The sequence below is a fragment of the Erythrobacter sp. JB3-1 genome (assembly GCF_057364995.1).
In genome coordinates this window covers 1,305,482-1,330,836 of sequence record NZ_CP200289.1, presented here as the reverse complement: position 1 = coordinate 1,330,836, position 25,355 = coordinate 1,305,482, and the positions used below count along the sequence as shown (strand labels likewise).

29 protein-coding genes are annotated in these 25,355 nt (G+C 56.9%); 14 read left to right on the top strand and 15 right to left on the bottom strand.

Annotated elements, in window-relative coordinates; genetic code table 11:
• Positions 1–4 precede the first annotated feature (4 nt).
• Genes AC0V6M_RS06315 through AC0V6M_RS06305 form a run of 3 tightly spaced genes read left to right on the top strand, consistent with a single transcriptional unit; the run spans position 5 to position 2,590 of the window.
• Positions 5–553, top strand: coding sequence for a hypothetical protein (locus AC0V6M_RS06315; RefSeq protein WP_486137986.1), 549 nt, complete (start codon positions 5–7; stop codon positions 551–553).
• A 39-nt stretch (positions 554–592) separates the two neighbouring features.
• The gene (trmB, locus tag AC0V6M_RS06310) at positions 593–1,294 is read left to right on the top strand and encodes a tRNA (guanine(46)-N(7))-methyltransferase TrmB (RefSeq protein WP_486137985.1); all 702 of its coding nucleotides are present in this window, start codon (positions 593–595) and stop codon (positions 1,292–1,294) included.
• 54 nt (positions 1,295–1,348) lie between these two features.
• Positions 1,349–2,590 carry an S-methyl thiohydantoin desulfurase family protein gene (locus tag AC0V6M_RS06305; protein WP_486137984.1) on the top strand — a complete coding sequence of 414 codons (1,242 nt, stop codon included), beginning with the start codon at positions 1,349–1,351 and terminating at the stop codon, positions 2,588–2,590.
• Positions 2,591–2,649: 59 nt separating this feature from the next.
• Here AC0V6M_RS06305 and AC0V6M_RS06300 read toward each other — a convergent pair whose 3' ends face one another.
• Positions 2,650–4,911 (bottom strand): NADP-dependent malic enzyme, encoded by a 2,262-nt coding sequence (locus AC0V6M_RS06300; RefSeq protein ID WP_486137983.1) that lies wholly within the window; start codon positions 4,909–4,911, stop codon positions 2,650–2,652.
• A 117-nt stretch (positions 4,912–5,028) separates the two neighbouring features.
• On the opposite strand from AC0V6M_RS06300, the gene mutS reads away from it, so the two are divergent.
• Both mutS and AC0V6M_RS06290 read left to right on the top strand, forming a co-directional pair.
• Entirely contained in the window at positions 5,029–7,665 is a 2,637-nt protein-coding gene (gene mutS, locus AC0V6M_RS06295; protein WP_486137982.1) for a DNA mismatch repair protein MutS, read from the top strand.
• Between the two features lie 27 nt (positions 7,666–7,692).
• Positions 7,693–8,088, top strand: coding sequence for a hypothetical protein (locus AC0V6M_RS06290; protein ID WP_486137981.1), 396 nt, complete (start codon positions 7,693–7,695; stop codon positions 8,086–8,088).
• Between the two features lie 99 nt (positions 8,089–8,187).
• On the opposite strand, the gene AC0V6M_RS06285 is transcribed toward AC0V6M_RS06290, so the two are convergent.
• From AC0V6M_RS06285 to gluQRS, 4 genes are read right to left on the bottom strand one after another with little or no spacing between them, the layout of a single operon-like run.
• Complete coding sequence (locus tag AC0V6M_RS06285) at positions 8,188–9,057, bottom strand: 3-hydroxyacyl-CoA dehydrogenase NAD-binding domain-containing protein (RefSeq protein WP_486137980.1); 870 nt, start codon at positions 9,055–9,057, stop codon at positions 8,188–8,190.
• 58 nt (positions 9,058–9,115) lie between these two features.
• Positions 9,116–9,691, bottom strand: a complete 576-nt coding sequence (locus AC0V6M_RS06280; protein WP_486137979.1) for a cob(I)yrinic acid a,c-diamide adenosyltransferase — start codon at positions 9,689–9,691, stop codon at positions 9,116–9,118.
• Positions 9,692–9,715: 24 nt separating this feature from the next.
• Positions 9,716–9,946: a hypothetical protein gene (locus tag AC0V6M_RS06275; RefSeq protein ID WP_472640395.1), complete on the bottom strand. Its 231-nt coding sequence runs from the start codon at positions 9,944–9,946 to the stop codon at positions 9,716–9,718.
• Between the two features lie 9 nt (positions 9,947–9,955).
• Positions 9,956–10,789: a tRNA glutamyl-Q(34) synthetase GluQRS gene (gene gluQRS / locus AC0V6M_RS06270; protein ID WP_486137978.1), complete on the bottom strand. Its 834-nt coding sequence runs from the start codon at positions 10,787–10,789 to the stop codon at positions 9,956–9,958.
• A 133-nt stretch (positions 10,790–10,922) separates the two neighbouring features.
• Here gluQRS and AC0V6M_RS06265 point away from each other — a divergent pair, with 133 nt between their 5' ends.
• Positions 10,923–11,543, top strand: coding sequence for an HNH endonuclease (locus AC0V6M_RS06265; protein WP_486137977.1), 621 nt, complete (start codon positions 10,923–10,925; stop codon positions 11,541–11,543).
• A gap of 36 nt (positions 11,544–11,579) precedes the next feature.
• On the opposite strand, the gene AC0V6M_RS06260 is transcribed toward AC0V6M_RS06265, so the two are convergent.
• From AC0V6M_RS06260 to dksA, 4 genes are all read right to left on the bottom strand, one after another.
• Positions 11,580–11,996 carry a DUF4112 domain-containing protein gene (locus tag AC0V6M_RS06260; protein ID WP_486137976.1) on the bottom strand — a complete coding sequence of 139 codons (417 nt, stop codon included), beginning with the start codon at positions 11,994–11,996 and terminating at the stop codon, positions 11,580–11,582.
• A gap of 18 nt (positions 11,997–12,014) precedes the next feature.
• Positions 12,015–13,406, bottom strand: a complete 1,392-nt coding sequence (locus AC0V6M_RS06255) for an ABC transporter substrate-binding protein (RefSeq protein WP_486137975.1) — start codon at positions 13,404–13,406, stop codon at positions 12,015–12,017.
• 138 nt (positions 13,407–13,544) lie between these two features.
• The gene (locus AC0V6M_RS06250; protein ID WP_486137974.1) at positions 13,545–13,922 is read right to left on the bottom strand and encodes a PilZ domain-containing protein; all 378 of its coding nucleotides are present in this window, start codon (positions 13,920–13,922) and stop codon (positions 13,545–13,547) included.
• 207 nt (positions 13,923–14,129) lie between these two features.
• Complete coding sequence (dksA, locus tag AC0V6M_RS06245; protein ID WP_486137973.1) at positions 14,130–14,588, bottom strand: RNA polymerase-binding protein DksA; 459 nt, start codon at positions 14,586–14,588, stop codon at positions 14,130–14,132.
• 312 nt (positions 14,589–14,900) lie between these two features.
• Between dksA and AC0V6M_RS06240 the strand changes: the two genes are divergently transcribed.
• A complete protein-coding gene (locus AC0V6M_RS06240; protein ID WP_486137972.1) occupies positions 14,901–15,230 on the top strand; it encodes an SEL1-like repeat protein in 330 nt (109 codons plus the stop codon).
• Here AC0V6M_RS06240 and AC0V6M_RS06235 read toward each other — a convergent pair.
• The 5 genes from AC0V6M_RS06235 to AC0V6M_RS06215 are packed head-to-tail and all read right to left on the bottom strand — an operon-like array spanning position 15,227 to position 18,512.
• On the bottom strand, positions 15,227–16,363 hold the full coding sequence (locus AC0V6M_RS06235; protein WP_486137971.1) for a GNAT family N-acetyltransferase: 1,137 nt from the start codon (positions 16,361–16,363) through the stop codon (positions 15,227–15,229). The genes AC0V6M_RS06240 and AC0V6M_RS06235 overlap by 4 nt on opposite strands.
• A complete protein-coding gene (locus tag AC0V6M_RS06230) occupies positions 16,360–17,088 on the bottom strand; it encodes a glycerophosphodiester phosphodiesterase family protein (RefSeq protein WP_486137970.1) in 729 nt (242 codons plus the stop codon). Before AC0V6M_RS06230 ends, AC0V6M_RS06235 begins: the two co-directional genes overlap by 4 nt.
• Positions 17,081–17,542, bottom strand: a complete 462-nt coding sequence (locus tag AC0V6M_RS06225; protein ID WP_486137969.1) for a RidA family protein — start codon at positions 17,540–17,542, stop codon at positions 17,081–17,083. The genes AC0V6M_RS06230 and AC0V6M_RS06225 overlap by 8 nt, the downstream gene beginning before the upstream one ends.
• Positions 17,539–18,168: an HAD family hydrolase gene (locus AC0V6M_RS06220; protein ID WP_486137968.1), complete on the bottom strand. Its 630-nt coding sequence runs from the start codon at positions 18,166–18,168 to the stop codon at positions 17,539–17,541. Before AC0V6M_RS06220 ends, AC0V6M_RS06225 begins: the two co-directional genes overlap by 4 nt.
• Positions 18,165–18,512 (bottom strand): DUF3572 domain-containing protein, encoded by a 348-nt coding sequence (locus tag AC0V6M_RS06215; RefSeq protein ID WP_486137967.1) that lies wholly within the window; start codon positions 18,510–18,512, stop codon positions 18,165–18,167. Before AC0V6M_RS06215 ends, AC0V6M_RS06220 begins: the two co-directional genes overlap by 4 nt.
• Between AC0V6M_RS06215 and AC0V6M_RS06210 the strand changes: the two genes are divergently transcribed.
• The 3 genes from AC0V6M_RS06210 (at position 18,506) to spt (ending at position 20,542) form a co-directional block, all read left to right on the top strand.
• Positions 18,506–18,868: a response regulator gene (locus AC0V6M_RS06210; RefSeq protein WP_472643588.1), complete on the top strand. Its 363-nt coding sequence runs from the start codon at positions 18,506–18,508 to the stop codon at positions 18,866–18,868. The genes AC0V6M_RS06215 and AC0V6M_RS06210 overlap by 7 nt on opposite strands.
• A gap of 187 nt (positions 18,869–19,055) precedes the next feature.
• Positions 19,056–19,298, top strand: a complete 243-nt coding sequence (locus AC0V6M_RS06205) for an acyl carrier protein (protein ID WP_472640382.1) — start codon at positions 19,056–19,058, stop codon at positions 19,296–19,298.
• Positions 19,299–19,312: 14 nt separating this feature from the next.
• Positions 19,313–20,542: a serine palmitoyltransferase gene (spt, locus tag AC0V6M_RS06200; RefSeq protein ID WP_486137966.1), complete on the top strand. Its 1,230-nt coding sequence runs from the start codon at positions 19,313–19,315 to the stop codon at positions 20,540–20,542.
• Positions 20,543–20,545: 3 nt separating this feature from the next.
• Here spt and AC0V6M_RS06195 read toward each other — a convergent pair whose 3' ends face one another.
• Complete coding sequence (locus tag AC0V6M_RS06195) at positions 20,546–21,190, bottom strand: YqaA family protein (RefSeq protein WP_486139579.1); 645 nt, start codon at positions 21,188–21,190, stop codon at positions 20,546–20,548.
• A gap of 264 nt (positions 21,191–21,454) precedes the next feature.
• Here AC0V6M_RS06195 and AC0V6M_RS06190 point away from each other — a divergent pair, with 264 nt between their 5' ends.
• From AC0V6M_RS06190 to AC0V6M_RS06175, 4 genes are read left to right on the top strand one after another with little or no spacing between them, the layout of a single operon-like run.
• Positions 21,455–21,916, top strand: coding sequence for a hypothetical protein (locus AC0V6M_RS06190; protein WP_486137965.1), 462 nt, complete (start codon positions 21,455–21,457; stop codon positions 21,914–21,916).
• Complete coding sequence (locus AC0V6M_RS06185) at positions 21,913–22,752, top strand: phage BR0599 family protein (protein ID WP_486137964.1); 840 nt, start codon at positions 21,913–21,915, stop codon at positions 22,750–22,752. Before AC0V6M_RS06190 ends, AC0V6M_RS06185 begins: the two co-directional genes overlap by 4 nt.
• Complete coding sequence (locus AC0V6M_RS06180) at positions 22,749–23,171, top strand: hypothetical protein (protein ID WP_486137963.1); 423 nt, start codon at positions 22,749–22,751, stop codon at positions 23,169–23,171. The genes AC0V6M_RS06185 and AC0V6M_RS06180 overlap by 4 nt, the downstream gene beginning before the upstream one ends.
• Complete coding sequence (locus AC0V6M_RS06175; RefSeq protein ID WP_486137962.1) at positions 23,171–25,342, top strand: phage tail protein; 2,172 nt, start codon at positions 23,171–23,173, stop codon at positions 25,340–25,342. Before AC0V6M_RS06180 ends, AC0V6M_RS06175 begins: the two co-directional genes overlap by 1 nt.
• Positions 25,343–25,355: the final 13 nt, after the last annotated feature.

Here is a 25,355-nt window from a genome sequence, read left to right as displayed (position 1 = left end):
GGTAATGAAACGCCCAAAGAACTTTCGATATCTCCTGCTCGCCGCGCTGCCGTGGATTGTGGCTGCGTGCTCAGATGCTGGGGCTCTGACGAAGGACGAAGGCGCCAAGCAAGCCGCGTCGGCCGTTCCAGCGCCCTTGACCGAAACGTCATCGGACGAGCCAAGTTCAGCGGAAATCAAGCGGACAGGCTCCCCTGCTCTACCGCCGCAAGATAAAGCAAACGCACCAATCGCGAGCGAAGCCCGGATCATTTCTTTAGATGATGTGCAACGCGGGGAGCGCTCTGCCTGCCAGATCAATTTCACATATCCAGGCTATCCCGAACAGCAAGTCCTGTGGTTCGATGAGGCGTGCTCGGCCCTGAGCCCCAGCTTTATGGACCGGCCGAAGCTAGAGGCAGCCGGCCGCTGGCAGCGGATCGATGAATATGGCCAGATGCAAATTGCCAAACGCACCGGCGGCGTTGTGTTCTATGTCGAGGGACAATTCACCGCGTCTGTGTTCCCGATGGACTACAATAATGCGCCGATGGAAGTGACTGTCGCGGACTGAGCACTGGACATGGGCCTGCGCTCTTTCTAGCGGAGGCGCATGACTGCGCACAAAGAAGGCGATCCCACGACACTCAACCGTTTGTACGGCCGCAGCGTCGGCAAACCCCTGCGCGCGCGCCAGCAAGGCTTGGTGGATGATTTGCTGCCTCGCATTGCCGTGCCCGCGGAAGGTCCAGTCACTGCGGAGAGGCTGTTCGGCCAAGATTGTCCGATGCACTTTGAGATCGGTTTTGGCAGCGGAGAGCACCTTGCCTACCGCGCGGACTTATTGCCCAACCATGGACTAATCGGCGCCGAGCCATTCATGAACGGCGTGGCAGCCGCGCTTGGGCATGTCGATGATCAAGGGCTGACCAATGTCCGCCTGCACGCGGGCGATGCGCTCGATGTGCTGAGCCGAATTCCCGATGGCGCTCTGACCATGGTGTATCTGCTGCACCCTGATCCCTGGCCAAAGGCGCGCCACGCAAAGCGGCGCATGGTCAATGATGGCCCCATCGCCATGATCGCGGACAAGCTTAAACCCGGCGGCGAATTCCGCTTTGGGACCGACCATGCGATTTACCTGCGCCATGCGCTGATGGTGATGCAGCGCTTTTCAGATTGTCTGGAATGGGTGACCGATGGTCCGGAGAGCTTCCAAAACCGACCATCCGGCTGGCCAGAAACGCGCTATGAAAAGAAGGCGCGCGAAGTGTTCGAGCACGAAATTTGGTATTTCCGTTACCGCAAACGCTGAATTTGCTTTCATAGCTCCGCTGCGCCAGACTTGGCTCATAACCTAGGGGGCAACATGGTAGCGCGGCGACAATTTCTGGCAGGAGTGGCAATCGGTGCAAGTGCGCTTTCGGCTTGTAGTGAGATCACGAGCAGTTCGGGCGGCGATCGGATCGCAGCAGCGCTCGATCAAGGCGGCAGATTGCTAGACGCGGAAGCGCTGGAAGATGCGCTGGTCGGCAGCTCCTATCTTGGCACTGGCGGCGGCGGTAGTCTCTCCGAAGCGCGCGAATTGATCGCCTCAGACCTGGCGGCTGGCCACAAGTTCAGCGCGATTCCAGTCTCTGGCCTCGCTGATGATGATCGGGTCGCCTGCCCCTATGGCTTGGCCAGCCTCGCGCCAACAAGTGAAGACATGCAGGCGCGGTTGGATGCGATCGACAACAAGATCGAAGAACCCGTGCAGGCAGCGTTCGAGACGTTAGAACGCCATCTGGATCAAAAGTTTGCAGGAGTCATCCTTGGGGAAATTGGCCCGCTAAGCCTGGCCGAAGGTCTTTCAATCGCAGCGCGGCTGGGCGTACCTGCGCTGGACGCCGACACGGTCGGCCGCGCAGTGCCAGAGATCAACCAGCATTCGGTGAAGGTCGCAGGCGTTCCGCTCACACCAATTGGCGCAGCCACTCCGTTTGGTGATGAGATGGTCATCGGCACTTTGGGCGATCCCACCCGTGCGGAGGACATTTTGCGAAGCGTAGCCGTGGTAAGCCGCGAGTGCGGCGTCGCAGACTCGCCCATCACGGGCGAGCAAGCCAAAACGGAAGGCACGCTGGTGACTGGCAGCCTAACCTTAGCGATATCGATCGGCAAAGCGGTGCGCGAAGCTAAGGTCGCCGGTAATGATCCTATCGAAGCCGCGAGGGTGGCAGGTGATGGTTACCTGCTGTTCACAGGCGTAGTCGCGAGCACCGAATGGGCCGATGAGGACGGATTTCTCCAAGGCAAAGTGACACTGGCCGGAACCGGCGATTTCGAAAGCCAATCCTTTGAAACTGACGTGAAGAACGAACATCTCGTCGCCCGCCGAGATGGCGTCGTCGTCGCGACATGCCCGGACCTCATCAGCCTGATCGACCTCGAGAGCGGCGATGGAGTGGTCAATCCGGGCTATGAGAATGGGCAGTCTGTTGCTGTGCTGGGTTTTAAGAGCGATCCGATCTGGCGCAGCGAAGCGGGCCTAGCGGTCTTCAGCCCGCGCTACTTTGGCTATGATCTGGACTATGTACCGATCGAGGAGCTCGTGTCGAGCGCTGCGTAAAGCAGGTACCCAACACTGAAGTGAGAATATCGGAATCGGCATAAGAGTCAGGAATGGTCCTAGCCCACCACGCCAGCACTCGCGAGTACAGCTAAGGTCAGAACATCCGGGGCAATGGCGGTCATCGGCACGATCTGCACCGGCTTTTCCATACCGATCAGCATTGGCCCAATCGTGTCATTCCCAGCCAGCTCTCTGAGCAATTTGGCGGAGAGATTGGCTGATTGCAGGCCCGGCATGATCAGCACATTGGCAGGTGCAGACAGGCGGCTGAACGGATAGAGCTCCATAACCTTCGGATTAAGCGCTGCATCCGGCGCCATCTCGCCCTCATATTCAAAGCCGGGGTCTTCTCTGTCGAGAATAGCAACAGCTTCGCGAATACTGCCTAACCATTGGCCCGACGGGTTCCCGAACGTCGAGTAGGAAAGGAAAGCGACCCGGGGCTCATGCCCCATGCGCCGCGCCACTGCGGCCGTTTCCTTGGCGATATGCGCCAATTCTTCCGCGCCAGGTCGCTCATTGATGGTTGTGTCGGCGAGGAACGTCGTGTGGTTCTTGCCGATCATCATGTGCACGCCAAACGGCAATGCACCCGGCTTTTTATCGAGCACCAGGTTCACTTCGCGGGCCGTCTGAGCGAATGTTCGGGTCAGACCAGAAATCACTCCATCCCCGTGGCCAAGTGCAACCAATAGAGCCGCAAAGACATTGCGCTCTTGGTTGACCATCCGGCGCACGTCACGCTCTGTGTAGCCTTTGCGCTGCAAGCGTTTGTAGAGATAGTCCACCATCGCCGGCACATGTTCCGACGTAGCAGAGTTCTGTATTTCAAAACTGCCGGGATCAGACACTGACAATTGATGCAGCTTGTCGATCACCGCTTTTGTACGGCCCACCAAAACCGGGGTGCCATATCCGAAATCGCGGAACTGAATCGCCGCGCGCAGAACCACATCCTCTTCCGCCTCGGCGAACACCATCCGCTTTGGATTGGCTTTCGCCTCGTTATAGGTTCCTGTGAGGACTGCGGTTGTGGGGTTAAGGCGTGACTTCAGCGCATGGCGATAGGCGTCTAGATCTTCAATCTTAGCCTGCGCGACGCCGGAATCCATTGCGGCCTTTGCGACAGCGGAGGAGACCACCTCAATCAGACGCGGATCAAATGGCGCAGGGATGATGTAGTCTTTGCCGAACTTCTGGTTCTTGCCATAGGCGCTAGAGACCTCTTCAGGCACTTGCTTACGAGCCAGCTCAGCAATCGCATTGGCCGCAGCGATTTTCATTTCCTCGTTGATTGTGGTCGCCTGCACATCGAGGGCGCCGCGAAAAATGAAGGGGAAACCCAGCACATTGTTCACTTGGTTTGGAAAGTCTGACCGGCCCGTGGCAATGATCGCGTCAGGGCGCACGGCCTGCGCCTCATCGGGCATGATTTCTGGAACGGGATTGGCCATAGCGAAAATGATGGGTTTGTCCGCCATCTTCTTCACCCATTCCGGCTTCAAAGCGCCAGCGGCCGATAGGCCGAGGAAAATGTCGGCTCCGACCAAGGCCTCTTCCAAATTGGTCGCACCTGTCTCAACCGCGTGTGCGCTCTTCCACTGATCCACATTTTCACGCCCAGGCGTGATCGGACCAGTGCGGTCGCACATGATTACATTCTCATGCGCAACACCCATTGCCTTCATCAGCGCGGTGCAAGCAATCGCCGCGGCCCCGGCGCCATTGACGACGATCTTTACGTCTTTCACGTCTCGGTCGGTCAAATGGCAAGCGTTGAGCAAGCCAGCGGCGGTGATAATCGCGGTGCCGTGCTGGTCATCATGCATCACCGGGATGTTCATCCGCTCGCGCAGCGCCTGCTCGATGATAAAGCACTCAGGCGCCTTGATATCTTCCAGATTGATCCCGCCAAAAGTAGGTTCCATCAACGCAACGGCATCAATGAACGCCTGAGGATCTTCGGTCGCGAGTTCGATATCAATCGAATCCACATCCGCAAAACGTTTGAAGAGCACAGCCTTGCCCTCCATCACCGGCTTGGAAGCCAACGCGCCAAGGTTGCCAAGCCCAAGGATTGCGGTGCCGTTTGAAATGACTGCGACCAGGTTTGACCGAGCTGTGTAGCGGGCCGCGAGGCTGGGATCAGCCGCAATCGCCTCAACCGGCGCAGCAACGCCTGGCGAATAAGCGAGACTGAGATCACGCTGCGATGCCATCGGCTTTGACGCCACAATTTCAATTTTGCCCGGGCGGATTGTCTCGTGATAAAACAGGGCTTCGCGGGTCGTGAATGTGACTTGCCGGTCATCGGCCATCTGGAGGTCTCCCAAATCGATTTCTACCCAGCGCTTAGCGACCTAAAGATGCAAACGATAGGGGAAAGGGACCTAGGGACCGTTCCGAATCGCTTAAGGGGTAGCTAGGCCTTACGAATGGCCGGAAAAACGACACCAATGATGGAGCAATTCCTCGCCCTCAAACAAGAGGCGGGAGACTGCTTGCTGTTCTATCGGATGGGCGATTTTTTCGAGCTGTTCTTTGATGACGCCAAGACTGCATCCGCAATCCTCGATATCGCCCTCACCACACGCGGAGAACATGACGGCGAGCCAGTGCCGATGTGCGGCGTTCCGGTACACTCTGCCGACAGCTATCTGGCACGCCTAATCAAAGGCGGTTGCCGGGTCGCGATTGCAGAGCAGGTGGAAACGCCAGAAGAGGCCAAAATTCGGGCTAAGAAGGAAGGCACTCCTTCCTCCAAAGCGCTCGTTAAACGCGACATTGTCCGGTTTGTGACTGCCGGTACGCTGACCGAAGAAGCCTTGCTGGAACCACGCAATGCCAATCTGCTCGTTGCTCTAGCGGATGTCCGGGGCGCGATTGGCTTGGCCGGCTGCGACATCTCCACCGGGATCGTGGTGCTGGAGGAATGCACACCGGATATGCTCGGCGCGCATTTGGCCCGCCTTGGCGCGAACGAAATTGTTACGCCGGAAGACTGGGCGCACGGCCCGGATGAAATCACGCCTCGCCCAAAAGGTGATTTTTCAAGCGACGATGGCTCGGAGCGGCTGCGCAAACTTCACGGCGTTGCAACACTGGATGGGTTCGGCGACTTCTCGCGCGCTATGCTGGCCGCGGCAGCCGGTCTGATCAGCTATCTTGAACATGTCGGCCGCGGCAATCTGCCTATGCTCCTTCCGCCAGTCTCACGGCGCGGTGCTGAAGGCATGGTGATGGACGAGGCGACCCGTGCGAGCCTCGAAATCCTGCAGTCTCAGGATGGCTCACGCAGCGGCAGCCTGATCGCCGCAATAGATCGCTGCGTAACTGGAGCTGGCGCTCGGCAATTGGCAGAAGACTTAGGCTCACCATTGCTTGATCAATCGGCGATTGAAGAGCGCCTGTCCCTGGTTCAGTTTTGGCACAGCCAGCCGATTGACCGCGCGGACCTACGCGAGGCTCTGCGCGCCCTACCCGATATTGGCCGCGCTCTGGGCCGGGTGGTGGCTGGCCGCGGAAGTCCGCGAGATTTGGGCCAGGTGCGCGATGGCCTGAGAGATGCCCGGCTGCTTCACGAAACGCTCGCAAGGCAAAGCGATCACCCGAACCTGCTGAAGCAGCTTATGCCGAACTTGACTGGCCACAGCGCCTTGGTCGATTTGCTGACCAATGCGCTCGTCGCCGCCCCTCCGACAGAGCGGTCTGGAGGTGGATATATCGCTGATGGCTATGACGCCGGATTGGACGAGCTGCGACAAGTCTCTGGCAATGCGCGCAAGGCAATTGCCGCAATGGAAGCACGATACCGCGAAGAGACCGGAATTGCCTCGCTCAAGATCAAGCACAACGGGGTGCTTGGCTATTTCATTGAGGTACCCAGCCGACATGGCGACGCTTTGATGGAGCAGGACAGCGGCTTTACCCATCGCCAAACAATGAAAGGTGCCGTGCGGTTCAACTCGGTGTCTCTCCACGAGGAAGCAACCCGGATTGCTGAGGCTGGGGGCCGTGCATTAACCGCTGAAGAAGCGCATTTTGAAGAGCTAACCGGTGCAGTGATCGCCTCGCAACAAGCGATTGCGCAAACAGCGGCAGCGCTGGCCCGGATTGATGTAGCAGCCGGTCAGGCGGAGCGTGCAGCGGAGGGCGATTGGTGCAAGCCTGAAATCGTCGATACGACCGAACTTTCGATCAAAGCTGGCCGCCACCCTGTGGTTGAAGCCGCTTTGACCAAGACCAACGACCGCTTCGTCGCGAACGATTGCAATCTGGCGCAGCAAGACCGCCTGTGGCTGATTGGCGGACCGAATATGGGCGGCAAATCCACTTTCCTGAGGCAAAACGCCCTGATTGTCCTGATGGCGCAGGCTGGCGGCTATGTTCCAGCACAGTCAACAACCATCGGCCTGGTGGATCGGCTCTTTAGCCGCGTCGGGGCGTCAGACAATCTCGCGCGCGGCCGCTCTACGTTTATGGTCGAGATGGTCGAAACCGCCGCAATCCTGTCGCAAGCGACCGAGCGCAGCTTTGTTATTCTGGATGAGGTGGGCCGCGGAACGTCGACCTACGATGGTTTGGCTCTTGCATGGTCAGTCGTCGAGGCGGTGCATTCCAAGATCGCTTGTCGCTGCTTATTCGCAACCCATTATCACGAGCTCGCTCGGCTCGCCGACAGCTGTGAAGCCTTGTCCTTACACCATGTGAAAGCGCGGGAATGGAAGGGTGATCTGGTGCTGCTCCATGAGGTATCTGAAGGTCCGGCCGACCGCTCTTACGGGCTTGCCGTCGCCAAACTGGCCGGCGTCCCTGCGCCAGTAGTGAAGCGAGCCAAGCAAGTGCTACAAAAACTGGAGGCGGCCCGGGCAGAAACGGGGGGCATAGCCGCTGGCCTAGGCGAACTGCCATTGTTCACCAATGCGGCTCTGGCCGACAAATCCGAAGAGCTTGAACCTGGCGACATCTTGAAAGAGAAATTGGAAGGCGCAGATCTTGATGCTTTGTCACCCCGGGAAGCGCTTGATTTTCTATATAATTTGAAGCGCGATTTAGCGTCTACCAAACCTTAACCAAGCTCGAGTATCTCTGGGTGGGTTATGGCTATACTTGATAACTACAAACCCGTCCTTGCTTTCGCCGCGATCATCGTAGGCGGAGTAGCGATTTTTGGCAGCTCACTCTCGACGAACACCAAAACACCCGAAAAGGATGGCTCGCAAAGCGTGGAGAGTTCAGACTCGCCGGCAGCGCCTATCCGTCGGCAGGCATCCAATCCAGTTTCGAGCGAACAGCCGGTAATCGGCGATTTTGCCTCTGACGCAGAGCTAATCGATAACGCTAGCGGTTTTGATCCATCACCTGCCCCCTCTCTTCCAGCGAGCGGCGCGGATGCAAACACTCAGTCAAGCCCAGCTAGGCCATCGAGCTCTATTGGCAATAGCAGCACCGTTCGCATTGAAGAAGTTCAAAATATTCAAGAGATTACCGAATAGCTCAGCAGCTATATTACGGCGCGGTCTCCTGACTTGCACACGACGCCCAATGCATGCCGCCACCGTCATCATTTTTGACGGTATTAGGTGATATCCATTTTATCGCGTGGGGACCGGTGCCTCACCTGAGTAATCATAGAAACCGCGACCGGTCTTGCGGCCCAGCCAACCTGCCTCGACATATTTCACGAGCAACGGCGCAGGCCGATATTTCGTATCGCGCGTCGTCTTGTAGAGCACCTTGATGATATCAAGACAGGTATCGAGCCCAACAAAGTCTGCAAGTTGCAACGGACCCATGGGGTGATTGAGCCCTAAGCGGCACCCTTTGTCGATGTCTTCAATGCCGGCTGTTGACTGACCCAGAACAAACACCGCTTCATTGATCATGGGAAGTAGAATGCGGTTGACGACGAAGCCTGGCTCGTCCTGGCTCAGAACCACTTCCTTGCCTAAACCTTTGGCAAATGCCGTGATTTGATCGGTAGTGTCCTGAGAGGTTGCAAGGCCCGGGATAACCTCAATCAGGCCCATTACCGGTACAGGGTTGAAGAAATGCAGCCCGATAAACCGCGCTGGATCAGGCGAGAAGTTAGCCATGCGCGTGATGGGGATAGAACTGGTGTTGCTCGCCATAATCGCATCATTTGCGAGGACTTTGCCGGCCCGTTCAAAGATGGCTTGTTTGATCGCCTCTTGCTCAGTCGCGGCCTCAATAATCAGGCCCGCTTCGACCATAGGCCCATACTCGCCAATTGGCGTAACCTTGGTGAGCAAGGCCTCGGCTGCGTCCGCTTCGATCTTTCCCCGTCCGACCAGCTTTACAAGAGCCTTCTCAATCGAGGCTTTACCAACTTCTGCGCGGGCTAAATCCACGTCAGACAGCATCACAGGTATTCCACGCTGAGCGATAGTCTGAGCAATGCCAGTGCCCATTTGCCCGGCTCCAATAACCGCTATCGTTCGCATGAATTTCCCTTCGCAAGTGCAGCAAAGGGCGGGTGTTAGCGGTGCAAATCCCGCTTGGCTAGCGATTCGCTCCTGGTACCCACTTTACATCGGCGCGGCCATTGTCGTTGAGCACACGGGCGAGCACAAACAGACAGTCGGACAGGCGGTTAATGTAGGCTAGCGCTGATGGGTTCACAGCATCATGCTCTGATAGCCGGGTCATCGCTCGCTCGGCCGCACGAGCCGAGGCCCGGGCGACGTGAGTGCGCGCGGCGGCTTCGCCACCACCGGGCAGCACGAAGCTGGTCAACGGCTCAAGCTCTTCGTTGAGAGCATCAATCTGATCCTCCAGCCATGTCACTTGAGCAGGAACAATCCGCAGCACCATTTCTGACGGCGTGAAATCACCATCTTCGCTTGGAGTGGCTAGATCGGCGCCAAGATCAAATAGATCGTTCTGAACTCGTGTGAGAAGCCGCTTATGCACTCCCTCAGCCAAATGGCATGCCGCAAGCCCTATTGCACTGTTGGCTTCATCCACGCGTCCTACGGCCGAGATTCTCGCTGAGTGCTTTGCCGCACGCGAGCCGTCAACTAGACCGGTGGTGCCATCGTCCCCAGTGCGGGTGTAAATCTTATTGAGTTTTACCACGTCTGTTGGCGTCCCTCGATTGGCCTAACGGGCCACAACCAAAATGATCGCCACGACCAAGATCGCAAGCGCTTGATATTTGATCCGCGCAAACATCGCTTTGTTCTGGAGCAATTGCATATCGGTGGCGGTTTCGCCCTCACCCGTTTCCAGGTCGATCTTTGTCGTCTTCAGGAAAGCGATAATACCGCGAACAAGTGAGACAAGCACCAGAACACTGAGAACGGCCAGAACAGCTATAAGAAAATATGTCATGCTCAGTATTTAGGCGCTTTCCAGTGAGATACCACCCGGCAAACGTTGCAACTGCAATTGCTCTGCCAGCAAGAGACCATCCTCGCCCTGCTCTCGCATGTCGGCAAGCGAAGGCGAACGGCGCCGTTTCGCAAGCTTTCTGCCTTGGTCGTCGAGCAGGAGCTGGTGATGATGCCAATGCGGCACTGGCAGGCCCAGAACCTCTTGCAACAGGCGATGAATATGCGTCGCTGAAAAGAGATCAGAGCCGCGCGTTACCAAAGTAACCCCGTCCGCTGCATCATCCAAAGTCGCGGCCAAATGATAGCTTGCAGGCTCATCCTTGCGCATGATCACGACATCACCAAAATCGCGCGGATCGGCGATCACTGATCCGGCATATTCATCCGTCCAGATCAATTCGCAGGCGCTCGCCATTGCTTTGTCCAGATCGAGCCGCAGGCAATGCGGCTTCTCCAAATCGAGATCGTCTCGACCTTTGCACGTTCCGGGATAAAGGCCGCTTTCGATCCCGGCCGCCTGCTGGGCGCGCTGTATCTCTGATCGGGTGCATGTGCACGGGTAGAGCAGCCCTGCGTCTTTCAATTTCTTTGCGGCGACTTGATAGCTTTCAATCCGCTGCGATTGCGCCGTCACCTCCTGCCATTCCAGCCCAAGCCATTCGAGATCACGGCGAAACTCATCCGCCAGCTCTGGCCGCGACCGAGCACCGTCGATATCCTCAATCCTCAACAGAAATGTCCCCCCGGCGTTCTTTGCCAAATCATGCGCGGTGATCGCAGAATAGGCATGGCCAAGGTGCAAGTGCCCATTGGGGCTAGGGGCAAATCGTGTGACAATCATCGCGGCAATTCACTGCCACAGTGGCGGCAGAAGCGCGAGGCCACTCAAAATCCTTGTGGAAACCCGGCACGTCATGGGTTTGACTCTTTCGCCTGCCACGGCATTCTCATGGCAATCGGAAAGGATCACAAACGTGTTCAAAGCCGAATTGATGGAGCGAGTGGCGCGGTTTCGCAGCGTCGATGAAGACCCGACATGCAATCCGTCGGCATGTCCGGCGCTCGTGCTGAACGCGGATTACACCCCGCTGTCCTATTACCCTTTAAGTCTGTGGCCGTGGCAAACAGCGATCAAAGCGGTGTTTCTCGACCGGGTAGATATTGTCGCGAGCTACGACCGCGAGGTTCATTCCCCCTCGCTGGATATGAAAATCCCGAGCGTCATCGCGCTCAGGCAATATGTGAAACAAAGCGAGTTTCCCGCCTTCACACGGTTCAATCTGTTCCTGCGCGACCGGTTTCAGTGCCAATATTGTGGGCAGGGCCAGGGGACCGGACAGAATCTGACGTTCGATCATGTTATCCCGCGTCGGCTAGGCGGAAAGACGACGTGGGAGAACATCACCACTGCTTGTGCGCCGTGCAATATGAAGAAAGGCGGCCGCACGCCTACGCAGGCGCATATGAGCCTGATGATGAAGCCAATTCGCCCGACCAGCTGGCATTTGCAGCAATATGGCAAAATGTTCCCGCCAAATTATCTCCATGAGACGTGGCGGGATTGGCTCTATTGGGATATCGAACTAGAGGCCTAACGGGCCCATCCAACACTCAAATCACGCTATCTTCTGTTAGCCCTCAATCACCCGGGTCTCTGGGTGATGCGTATCAAGGTGCTTGATAATGATGCGAAGGTTTTTCGAGTTCGAGCGGTAGAGGAAATCGGCCGCGTCCCCGACCACTGGCAACAAGCCAATAGCGGTATCGAATGCGACATTCGCGCCCATGCGCCAAAGCTTCCACTTGGGGATTTTCAGGTTGCGCGCTTCCCAAATTATGTAAGCACCAAGCGCCGTGGTGACGAGATCGCCAACCACTGGGATCAACCCTACCAGCGCGTCGAGCCCAATGGGCATATTAACGCCTGGCACGTGAAAAGTGCGCTCCAGAAGGTTTTCCATCGCGACCACGCGTTGGCGCACGGAATCGGGATCCGTGCCAGTTGGTAGGGCGAAATTCATCGCCTGTGGTCGTTCAGGCCCATCCATAGTGTCTCTCCTTACCACCTAAATGGTGGGTTGTGAGAGCGGGAACAAGGGGTGCACGCCCCATTGGTTGGGTTGATAGGCGTTGACGGTGCCCCGTACCAAGGACCAACGCACGGGCACGCCAAGCGGAATAAACACCTCTTCTGCCACCATGGTCGCGTGCGCTTGCGCCAACAACAGAGCCTTTTCGCGCGGGTCGCGCGCGGTCAGAGACTGCGCGACCAATTGGTCGGCTGCCTCGGAGCAAAGCCCGATTTCAAGCTCGCAGTTGAACTGATTAAGATACCAGCGCGGCGAGGAATAGCGCGCCAGCCGGTCTCGCAACTCTAGGTCTGCGCCTGTGCCAGGTTCCATCATTATCAGCCGAAGGCCCACTGTTTCCCAATCCGCCGCCAATTGGTTAAACAACAAATCACCGCCCGGCCCCTGGGGTAGCCCAACTCTCAGGACAGCCTCCGTTCCATTCTCGGTTTCCCAACTGGTAATCCGGCGCGACGCAACACTGCGGCGCTGAGCGAGCGAGAGGTCTTGCCAGCGCTCATCGCCGGCGGTGACGGCCTCCAGCAGGTCCAATGGCACAACCCGGCTGGTCGATTGCCATCCGCCCAGACTGAACGGCTCGATCAGCGCATCGCGATCAATCGACATCGACAGAGCTTCTCGTAAGGCAGGCGTTGCCAAGACGCCATCGTCATTGCGGATCGCAAACCCGAACAAACCGGCTGCCGGATCAACCTGAATGTTGCCGCGCGACAGCGGGCCAAGCTGCGCCAATGGAAAGCTAACCAATTGACCATTTAGCAAAATGTCGACATCGCCATTGGAGAAAGCAGCTACCGCACGCTCCTCCAGCATCGCGCGGACGAGGATTGGCCGTGCGTTTTCTTCCCAATCCTGACGTGCAGGCAGGCCCCGCTCCTGAGGCGGCAGAGCGTTCAAACGGGCCAGCAGCGGGGTCTCTTCGTCGCTCGAGACAATCATCGGTCCCATACCGCTATTGTCGCGCACAAAGCCAAGCTCGGGCTGAGCCATAAGCCTGAGAAACTCCGGCATGGGGCTGCTCAATCGTACTTCGATCACCCGGCCTGTCATAGCCCGGATCTCGGTGACTTTCGCCAGGTCGAGGCCAAGAGAAGTACCCTCGAGGCGGCGCATGAGATCGCGCAGCTGCAGCCTGATATCCTGCGCTGTAACCGTCTCGCCATCGGGCCAGGTCGCTCCTCTCAAGCGGAAAATATAGCTCAATCCGTCGTCAGTGACGATCCAGCGCTCTGCTATGGCCGGGAGAATTTGACCAGTTGGGTCGAGGGCAACCAAGCCTTCATGGGTTGACGCGCGCAAATGCTGCGCTGCAGGCGACAGGCGGACACCTTGCTCCAACAGGCTCTCTGGCTCGCCGATGATCACCACTTTTACAGGCCCGTCGTCCGCTGACGGACCACAGGCAAAAAGCGCAAAAAAGAAAGGTAAAAGCAGCAAGACTCGCATAATTGCCGCGAGCCTATCAGGTTGTTTCCATCCGGTCAGCGTTGAAGCTGACTGAAATCCTCAAACCTTACGAAAATCCCGTGGATCAGGCGCCGCAGGCCCCTTACGCGTGTGAGCAGTGCTCAAACCGGCTCCGTCTGATTGAGCGTCGCCATTGGCTGGCTTACGAGCGGACTGAGAATCAATCTCGTCATCGAAGGCAATACCGAAGCGGTCGTCTTGGACCCAAGCAACGGTTCCCGCCACTGAACCGATATTCTTCAGTTCAATATCCAGCCGGTTGCCAGGCTGAACGCGCAGATTGCCTTCGCCCATCATGCCGCCATCCGACAGATTGCGCACGCGCACGCGGTGTGTATCCCCGGCTTGTTCAACACGAATACCGGCGAGCAGAAAGAGACTGTCTCGCGACACGCTCCTAGTTTCAACACCAGTCATTCCAAGAAGTCTCCTGTGCCCACCACAAACAAAACTGCCATCTTCATCAGCCCCAGCACGCCAAGATAGCGCACAGGGATTTATCTATCGAGCCTACGGGCTATGCCGCGGTGCCTAATGATTGTTTAACATGCGCGCAGGAGCAGCCTTGAAAACGGACGCGTCCCAATCTGGCACTTATTCCAAGCTGTTCGTTAGCTTGGTTGATCAGTCGTCGCGTGAGATTTTCTCTTTGCGTTCATGCGCTTCTTGCGCCTCAACGGTCATGGTTGCGACTGGCCGTGCGATCAGCCGCTTCAAACCGATCGGATCACCGGTCACCTCGCAATAGCCATATTCGCCCTCGTCGATGCGGCGCAAGGCGGATTCAATCTTGGCCACGAGCTTTCGTTGACGGTCGCGAGTGCGCAGCTCAATGCCCCAATCGGTCTCGCTCGATGCGCGATCATTCAGATCGGCTTCTCTGATCGGGCCGTCTTGCAAGGATTGGAGCGTTTGATCAGCCGCATCGCGGATTGATCGTTTCCACTCAAGCAGGAGCATGCGGAAATAGTTCTGCTGCTGCTCGTTCATATACTCTTCGTCATCGGTAGGCACATAGCCCGCCTTGAGCATACTCTTCGCTTTGGCTAGAATATCGATATCGTCAGTCGACGCAGTGGCCATGTGGTCCTCTTACCCCAATCGCATTCGGCGAGACTATCCAATTCGCTTAGCGCGGAAATTCCAAACGCTTCGCAGGCCCCCTGAGTCTACGCATTGTGCGCGCCTATAGGCTTGCAGTCTGAGACGCACAAGCGGCTTTGCCCAACCCAGTGTCATCACGAAGCCAAAAAGTTCTGGATCTCGCGCACTTTGAGTTGCTCAATCACAAAAATTAACGTCGCCGTTAACCAATTGTTGACCACGAGGAGCGAGGACTTGGTTAGCGAACCAGCCGGGGGGCGTTGGTTTCGTGATTAACGGGGTAACCAAACAATGGAACTTAAACCAATCACTGGCGGCAAAGCCACCGAACTGGGCACAGACCTGAACAATGAAATCCTTGCCGAATATCTGGCAGCAGCATCTCAGGGCGACATTTCAGCGCACTTTGACCTAGGCGTGTCTTTTTCAACCGGCAGCAATGGCGCCGAATGCGACCTCATCGAGGCGCACAAATGGTTTAACCTTGCCGCTGCGCAGGGTCACGAAGAGGCGGCTTGGTGCCGCGCTGACATTTCTGATGAGATGACCGCTCGCGAAATCGCAGAAGCTCAGCGCCGCGCGCGCCAATGGCTTTCTGAAACTCGCCGCCAAGCTGCCTAATTCTGCTTGAAGGGCGTACGCCTGTCCAAAAGGACTTGGTCGGTCGCCACGCCATCGCGCTCGCGCTCCAGGAAGTCCGCGACCGCGTCACGAAAACCGGGGTCGGCAATCCAATGCGCCGACCAAGTTTGCACGGGCTCATAACCACGGGCGAGCTTGTGGCCGCCTTGCGCGCCAGCTTCTACCCGGTCCAGACCGCGTTCGATCGCAATCTCAATGGCTTGGTAGTAGCACAGCTCAAAGTGCAGGAAGCGCACATCGCGCGCGCATCCCCAATATCGGCCATAAAGCGCATCCTGGCCGATGAAATTAAGCGCGCCTGCAATCGGCATCCCCTCGTCCAAAGCGAGGATCATGACCAGGCTGTCGCCCATCCGCTCCTGCAGCAACGTGAATGCTTCGCGGGCCAGATAGGGCGTCCCCCATTTGCGCGCGCCGGTGTCTTGGTAGAACACCCAGAACGCGTCCCAATGTTCCGCCTTTATGTCGTCTCCCGAAAGGCGAGAGATTTGGAGGTCTTTCTGCGCCGCCGCCCGCTCTTTGCGCAAGTTTTTGCGCTTGCGGGACGAGAGAGCATCCAGAAAATCATCAAAAGTACTGTAGCCGCGGTTGATCCAATGAAATTGCAGATCACTTCGCTTCAACCAGCCGGCATCCTCGAACAACGGCATTTGCGTCTCATCGATGAAGGTCGCGTGCGCTGATGAAAGCCCGTTTTGCTCGCATACCAATTCTGCGCCCTTAAGCAGGTGCAGCGCCAATGACGGATCGGACAGCAGCAAGCGCGGACCGGTCGCAGGAGTAAACGGCGAGGCGATCTGAAGCTTCGGGTAATAGCGCCCACCGGCGCGCTGATAAGCGTCGGCCCACGAGTGGTCGAACACATATTCGCCCTGGCTGTGCCCTTTGGCATAGCTCGGCATAGCGGCGAGCAGTTTGCCATTCTCGCCAGTTATAGCGATTGGCACTGGGTCCCAGCCCGTGCCTTCACCCACGCTGCCGGAATCCTCCATCGCGGTCAGAAATTCATAGCTGACGAAAGGGTTTCCGCTTAGATTGAGCGCATTCCATTCGGCCGCATCGAATGAGCCAACGCTTGGCGCTAAACGCACAGTCAGCTCATCGCCGCTCACGCGATCCCCTCACCTTCAGCAATCGGCGCATCGATCAGCCCTAGCGATCGCTCGCGCAATTCCTTGCTGCGAATGGTCCAGCTGAGCAGTGGCCGCTGCGCCGCACGCCAAATTTCGCACAGCGCATTGGGAAGGTCGCGAATATCCATCGCGAGAAAATCTGGCTGAGCTTGCTCAAGCGCGCCGGGTTGCCGCCACACACCGAGAAATCCGAGGTCCAGCGTGTCTGTGCAGACCAAGCCTCGGGTTCTGTGAGGATCACGTTCGGCGAACCATTGCAGGGCGCGCGGATCAAAACTCATGACCGCATGATCGCCCCTATAATCTGCCAGTGCAGCCCTGACACATTCGCAGGTCAGACCCACATCATACCCAGACTTTGATTTTACCTCAATCAGCAGCGGCACTTTGCCGCCAATGATCTCAAGAAACTGAGCTAGCGGGACGGGATGCTCCCCTGTCCCTAACAAGCGCAGCTGAGCGAACTCGCCCATATTGAGCGCACCTGTTTTGCCATCTTGGTCTGTCAGCCGGGCAAGCTCCCAATCATGGAAAACAATTGGCTCATTGTCACAGCTGCGCTGGATATCGCATTCAATGCCCATGCCCGCTGCGATGGCGGCCTCTGCTGCGGCGACCGAATTCTCAGGGACACCTGGCCCATGCAGTCCGCGGTGGGCATAGGCCCACTCGGTCAGCCAATGCGGAGCGCGGCGCTCACTCACTGGCAATGGCGATAATCGCGTCCACCTCAACCGCAGCGCCTAGCGGCAGGGCTGGCACGCCGACGGCAGCACGTGCGTGGCGGCCAATGTCGCCAAACACCTCTTGCATCAAATCCGAAGCGCCATTGGCAACCTTCGGTTGGTCTGTGTATTCCGGCGTGCAATTGACAAACGCGCCGAGCTTTACGACCCGCATCACGCGGTCGAGATCGATCCCAGCAGTTTTCAGCTGCGCCAAAATCATCAACCCACAGGCTCGCGCAGCGGCCTGGCCATCTTCAAGCGAAACATCATCGCCCAACCGACCAGTTGCAAGCTGTCCCTCAATAAAAGGCAATTGGCCAGAGACATGCGCAAACCCATTCTGCAACACGACTGGAACATAGCTCGCAACAGGCGCAGCGGCCTCTGGCAAAGTGATACCAAGTTCCTTCAGGCGGGCTTCGATACTCATCGTGCTTCCTCTTCCAAACGCTCTAACAACCACGGTAACGCACGCGACCACTCATCGATCCTTGCATTGGCGTGACCCGCCTTGTGCGCGCAATCGATGTGCGGAGCGATCATAGGCTCCCCGCACAAGTGCAATCGCACAGTGTCCGGCACCACTTCTGATGCAGATGCGTGATGCTGCGCCAAGTCATCAATGAAAATCGCCCGGCTCGGCGAATATTCCTCCAAGATGGATTGTAGCGCTGGGCCTTTCGGGCCCTGATTGGTAAACACGCGGGCATTGAGACCGTGCGCCGCCAATTGCTGAGCGCGGTCATCGCGCCGCTCATCGACCAGATTAGTCAGGATCACTACGTCAGCTTGCTCTGACAAGTGGTTGAGGCCCTCGACCGCACCTGCAATCGGCATTTGACTGTCCATTTCGGTGTCGAAAAAGCTGCCAAGAAACCGCCAGATGTCTTTTTGGTCCAGCACATCTCTACTGTCCTGCCAACGCAAAGCGGTCGCGAAGCTGTTGCCCTCCAGCTCAAAATCCACGCCTTGGCTGCTCTCCAGCCACTGCTTGAATGGGGCGACCATGTGCAGGATGACTTCGTCACAATCGCTGATAATGAGAGGCCTGCTCATGATGCAAGCTCCTGGCGTGCAGCGATAAGTTCTTCAGGCGTCACTGCGAGCGCTTCAGCCGCTCTGATCAGGTCCGGTTCGTGGTTCGCGAGAAAATCAAAGACCGAGGCAAGGACCGTCGGATCGTTCAAACCGCCGCGCAAACTATCCGCATCAAGCCCGGTCAAATCGAGGTAGCGCTCCGCGCGTTCACCATCCTCCAACACCCACCCCAGCACTGCCAAGGCGAGGGTTTGCGGGCTGAGCTGCTGCGCTCCGGCATCGTGAATATTTGGATTTTGAATTGTCGTAACCTCATTGTCGGGGTAATCAGCCCACTTCGGGGGAGCATCGGTCAGTGGCAAAGCGAATCTTGGTTGTCGAGGATAATGACCTCAATCGAAAACTGTTCTGCGACGTGTTGAAGGCAAACGGCTTTGAAGTCGAGCCTGTCGCGGATGGTGATCAGGTGCTTGAAATGGCGCGCGGAACCGCTCCTGATCTGATCATTATGGATATTCAGCTGCCCGGCATTTCCGGTGTGGATCTGATTGAGGCGGCCAAGCGTGACACCTCGCTGTGCGAGATCCCGGTTCTGGCGGTAACGGCCTTTGCCGGAAAGGGTGACGAGGAGCGGATCCGCTCGGCAGGCGCCGCAGGTTATCTGGCTAAACCAGTTTCGATCATGCCGTTTATGAATGCTGTCAAAGCTCTGGTTTAGAGCCGAAACGCAGGCTTCGGCTTCAGCTTGAATTCTCGAAATTGAAGGCCAAATGGCCGTAAAGAGGCAATGATTTGAGCCGTTTGCCCCCCAAAAATGGTTTCATATGGGCTGGTCTGCGATTCCAAATACCTCTAGACTTCGTTTTTGAAGCTGAAATTGCACCGAGAAAGTGAGCGCCAACACCATGGATTCTGCCGCAGTTGATGAGCGTATCCGCGCTTTGATTGAGCCCTTCAACAAAAAGGGCGTTACTATTGAAGACGCAACCACATTTGCTGGTGATCTGGAATTCGACAGCCTGACCGTGATGGATTTCGTCGCTGAGATTGAAGACGAATTCGACATCATCATCAGCATGAACCAACAGGCCGAAATCGAAAATTACGGTCAGCTGGTCGCTGCTGTGCACAAAATGCAGGATAGCTGATATAGGCCTTGCCCATGACTGAGACCCTTACCGATATCGCGCCAACAGGCGATCTGCTGTCCAAGTTCGACGACCTCATCCAAACGCGCGAAACGCTGCTCGCGAGCGGTATTGAAGACCCCTTCAATCTCGTTATGGAAAATGTTCTCTCGCCAACCACTGCGATCTGCAATGGGCGCGAGACGATCTTGCTCGGCACTTACAATTACATGGGCATGACGTTCGATCCGGATGTGATCGATGCAGGCAAGCAGGCCTTGTCCGATTACGGCTCAGGCACCACCGGCAGCCGCGTTCTCAATGGCACCTATCAAGGGCACCGGGAATGCGAAGATGCATTGCGCGAATTTTACGCAATGGATCACGCGATGGTTTTCTCAACTGGCTATCAGGCCAATCTCGGAATCATCGCTACTCTTGCCGGTAAAGGCGACTACATCGTCCTTGATATCGATAGCCACGCCTCGATTTGGGATGGCTGCGCGATGGGCAATGCAGAGGTTGTTCCGTTCAAACATAATGATGTCGAAGCGATGGAAAAACGCCTGCGCCGCATTCCAGAAGGCGCTGGCAAGCTCGTTATCCTTGAAGGCGTCTATTCGATGCTGGGCGACGTTGCCCCGCTTAAAGAAATGGTTGCGATCGCGAAGAAATATGGCGCGATGGTGCTGGTCGACGAAGCGCATTCGATGGGCTTTATTGGCGAGAACGGCCGCGGCGTGTGCGAAGAGCAAGGCGTGATCGACGACGTTGATTTTGTCATCGGCACTTTCTCGAAAAGCGTTGGGACAGTTGGCGGGTTCTGCGTGTCCAACCACCCCAAATTCGACATCATGCGGCTTGTCTGCCGCCCCTATGTCTTCACCGCCAGCCTGCCGCCCAGCGTAGTAGCAACGGCTGCGACCTCTATTCGCAAATTGATGCATGGCGCGAACAAACGCGCGCACCTTTGGGAAAACTCCAAACGGCTTCATCGAGGTCTGACCGAGCTCGGCTTTGAGCTTGGGACCAGTGAGCCACAAAGCGCAATCGTGGCCGTCATCATGCCCGATCTGGAGCGTGGTGCGGCTATGTGGGAGGCGCTGCTGAAAGAGGGGCTCTACGTCAATCTGGCGCGCCCACCGGCAACACCGGCGAATATGACATTGCTGCGCTGCTCGCTATGCGCTGAGCATTCAGCGGAGGAAGTCGAAACCATCCTCGGAATGTTCGAACGCGCTGGCAAGGCAATGGGCATTATCTGAGCACTAAGCACGCACTTCGGTTGCGTTGTCACAGGCGTTCACTTCGCCTTCGTTGTCGCTGCCCGCGAGCTGCGTGAACACCACGAAGCCGCCGACCACCAGAATGACGAAGGCCGTGGTGACCCAGCCAAGGTATTTGTCGATGACCGCCTTGATCGGCGCGCCGAACAGTTGGAACAGCACACCGACGATCATAAAGATGAGCGCGCGCCCAGCGATGGCAGCGAGCGTGAACGTCATAAGGTTCATCTCGATAAAGCCCGCTGTGATTGTCATCAATTTGAACGGGACCGGCGTGCCAGCGGCAAAGAAGACGGCCAGGCCGCCCTGCTCGCGAATGTAGCAAGCGGCGACTGGGAAGCTCTCGGTAAGGCCGAGCACACCGATCACCCACGAGCCCACGGCGTCGTAAAGAAAGTATCCGATCGCATAGCCGAACAGCCCGCCAAGCACCGATGACACCGTTGCCACGACCGCAAAGCGGATCGCTTTCTTTGGCTCAGCAAGACACATCAGGCCAAGCAGGGGGTGCGGCGGAATGGGGAAGAAGCTCGATTCGATAAAGCAGAAGAAAGCCAGCCACCACACCGCGTTAGGGTGAGCGGCCTTGTCCATGGTCCAATTGTAGAGACCGCGCAGCAATTTCATCATGAGCTTGGGTGTCTTTCGCCAGTTCGCGCCCGATTGATTACCAGCGCTTAGCCGCGCCCTAGACGGGACGCAACTGAGATTAAATAACCTATTTGGTACTTTTATATTGACATTGTCACGATCATTGGTTAGAAGAAATCAACATCGCGATAGTGTGAGTCGAAACGAGGGGCTGAGACAAACCTCAGACCCGCTCCCGCGACTTTCCTATTTCGGTCCCCCTGGCGTTTCAGCTTCAGCCGGGCCGAGCGGAGACCAAAGATGCCAGACAATTCACGGTCGGATCATTCCGACCACGAAAAACGCCCGCGGATAAACTCGCGCTGGCGCGACCGATTTATTGAGTGCCTCGCGCAATCCTCAAACGTCAGCCGCTCTGCTGAGTTTGCGGGCGTATCAAACAGCTATGTCTACCGTGCCCGTGCCAACGAGCCCGAGTTTGCCCGGCGCTGGCTCGCCGCTTTGTGGGAAGGGTATGAACATTTGGAAATGGAAGTCCTTCGCCGCCTGCGTGAAGGCGATCTGCAAACAGATGATGCGTCAAAGTACGACTTCGCCAATGCCATTCGCCTGCTGAACGCACACCGCGACAACGCCGCCAGAGCGCAAGCGGAACAGCGCAATGTAAGCGCTGCGGAAATTCGCGGATCGATTGATCGCAAGGTGGAGGAGATCCGGCACAGAATACAGCAGGAGCGGGCCCGAGAAGCGAAAAATTCGTGATCGAGCGACATGATTGGCTGGCGAATGCGCCGGCCATGGTGCGCGAAGAATTGAGCCGCGTACTCAACGCTCAAGAACGCGCAGAATTTGACTATCACTGGGGGTTTTTTGCGCGGCTTGCGCAATTGCCGCCGGAAGGTGAGTGGCGCATCTGGCTGATCCTGGCTGGACGCGGTTTTGGCAAGACCCGCGCTGGTTCGGAATGGGTGCGATCAATCGCTGAAGGTAATCCTCAGGCGCGGATCGCATTGATCTCGTCTTCGCTGGCCGAAGCGCGCTCAGTCATGGTTGAGGGAGAAAGCGGAATTATGGCCTGCTGCCCGCCAGAGCGCAGGCCAATTTTTGAACCGTCACTAAGGCGGCTGCGCTTTCCCAACGGAGCGCAAGCGCAGCTTTTCTCAGCTGCGGAACCGGAATTACTAAGAGGTCCTCAGCACACCCATGCGTGCCGCGCGGAATTCTGCGGGCCTGGATGCACCTTGTCTGCGTTCGGACTAACCAGCGTTCAAGAAGTCTCGCAAATCGACTTTGACGCCAATCGCGTTTCCTTCGATGGCCTTAGCCACGATCTCTACATAGATGGAAAGCTACGGTTCTTGGCTGGACCTCAAACCGGGCTAACCTTCGGAATTGTAAGCGCGGATCCTCAAGGCCTCATCCTGGATCGTTCCCTTTCCGAGGGCACTCAGTTGGGCACACGCGCAGAATTGCTCGAGGGGTGCGACCACACTCTAGCAACATGCGCTGGACGCTTTAACAATGCGGCTAACTTTCGCGGTGAGCCCTTTCTGCCAGGTAACGATCTCTTGTCGCGCTATGGCAAACCGACCGAATGACACGCGCGCTTCTACTTGCTGAAGCGGCTGCATCTTTCGTGGGCGCGCCCTTTCGGCTTCACGGACGCGACCCGGCAAGCGGTATGGACTGCATTGGCCTATTGGGCTGCAGCTTGCGCAAAGCGGGTGTAAATCACCAGCTTCCTATCGGCTACAAACTGCGCAATGAAAGCGCCGACCCTTGGCTAGCCTGTGCATCCTTATCAGGCTTCAGCGAGACCTGCGGCACCATCGAAGCGGGCGATGTCCTTCTTGTCAGCCCGTCTCCCAGTCAGTTCCACATTATGATTGCTGAGCATTCAGCAAGCTTCATTCATGCTCACATCGGCCTCCAGCGCGTAATTCGCGAGCCCGCACCAGTGAGCATTTCGCTCATCAAGCACTGGCGACTTGAACCTGAAACCCAAGGAAAAACCTGATGGCAACGCTTCTCCTCACGGCAGTGGGAACGGCTATTGGTGGTCCGGTTGGTGGCGCAATAGGCGCTCTGATCGGTCAGCAAGCCGACCAAGCAATATTTGGTTCTGGAACAGTCGAGGGAGCTCGTCTCAAAGAACTCTCAGTGACCACCTCAAGCTATGGACAGCCGATTGCTCGAGTCTTCGGGCGCATGCGAGTGCCGGGAACGGTGATTTGGTCCACCGACTTGATTGAAAGTTCTGAGAAAAGCGGCGGAGGCAAGGGGCAGCCTTCAACCAAAACCTACAGCTATTCTGCCTCGTTTGCGGTGGCCCTGAGCAGCTTACCGGTTTCCACACTTGGACGGATCTGGGCGGATGGTGAGTTACTAAGAGGCGCATCCGGGGACTTGAAAACTGAGGGTATCCTCAGGTTCTATGATGGCCACGGGGATGATCCCGTCGACCCTATCATTGCGGCTGACAAGGGCGGTTCCGCCCCAGCTTTTCGAGACTGCGCTTACGTAGTCTTTGAAGACCTGCAATTGGCTGACTTTGGCAATCGTATTCCGGCGCTCACTTTTGAGATCATGGCAGAGAGCCCTACGTCCGTTGCACTGAATGACATTGTCCCTCAGTCGATCCCTGACGGCTCCACTCAAACCCTGCCTAATTTGCGCGGGTTTGCCGACGAAGGAGGACCCCTGACATCATCTCTATCGGCGCTGAACCGGATTTTTCCCCTTTCTTGTGTAACGAAGTACAGCGGATTGAGCCTCGCCCAAGTGGGCAGTTCCGAACTGGCGCTTCTCGCCCTTCCTGCAGAAGTGAGCCATGGCGAAGAAGAGCAGCGAAACAGGCGAAGAGCCGAGAGGTTTGAGCAAGAACCGTTTGCGCTGCGCTATTATGACGAAAACCGCGACTACCAGCCCGGTGTACAACGGGCGATAGGCTCAAGACCGAGTGGCCGCGAAGCAATGATCGACATTCCAGCGACCATGCAAGCAGACGGCGCGCGCGAGCTCGCGAATATGAATGCCAACCGGGTTAGATGGCAACACGAACAGATTACTTGGCGCACGGCTGATCTTGATCCTGAGCTCGAACCAGGATCACTTGTGAAAATTCCCGATATGCCTGGACGCTGGCTTGTCAAAGGTTGGGAATGGCTCGATCGCGGCATTGAACTGAATTTGGAGAGACTTGCGCCAGGACTAACTGGAAACGTTTCGTCAGATGCTGGCGCAGCGAACACGCCAGATGATGAACTGGTTGGCCCGACGCTGCTGACCCTGTTTGAAGTGCCCTCCGAGGGAACGGGCTCTTCTTCCGAACCGATGATACTCGCGGCGGCCTCATCAGCAACTTCAAGCTGGAAGGGTGCAGCCTTATACGTTGAGCGCGCAGGAGGCCTTGTTCCAATAGGCTCAACAGGATCACAGCGTGCTGTTTCAGGGACCATTGTGGCAGACCTCGGACCATCCAACGCCACCCATTTCGAAGCCGGTTCATCAATGCTAATTGAGCTTCCCGATGATGATCTGTCTTTCTCTGAAACCACAATTGCAGGGTTGGCGCTTGGCGAGAACCGCGTTCTCGTTGGTGATGAAGTCGTACAATTCCTGTCCGCCGATGCTGTGAGTCCAGGAAGATGGATGCTCTCAGGGCTATTGCGAGGCAGAGGGGGAACTGAGGCGGCTGCGCAAAATGGTCACGTGTCAGGCACTCCAGTGGCTTTGCTTGATGACCGGCTAACCGCGCTTAGGCCTTCGGATGTCCCATCGAATGCCAGCACTAGAATAGCTGCGATTGGTCTAGGCGACGACGAGCCAGTAATTGCGGATCTTTCTAATGCAGGGCTTTCAAGACGCCCATTGACGCCTGTCCACCCTCGCCGATCCATATTAGCGGACGGGACTTGGCATTTTTGCTGGACACGGCGCGCTCGCGGCCAGTGGCTGTGGGAGGATTTGATCGACACTGCACTCATCGAAGAACGAGAGGCTTATATTGTTGGATTTGGCCCAACTGACGATCCATTTCTTTCTCGGGAAACGACTGAGGCTGAGATGAGTTTTTCCGAAGCCGAGCGAAGCGATCTGCTGGCAAATTTCGGTCCGCAGGAACTTTGGGTCAAACAAGTCGGAACGTTTTCAAGCTCGCCAGCAATCCATCTGGCAACACTTTCCTAAAATTGATGGAGTC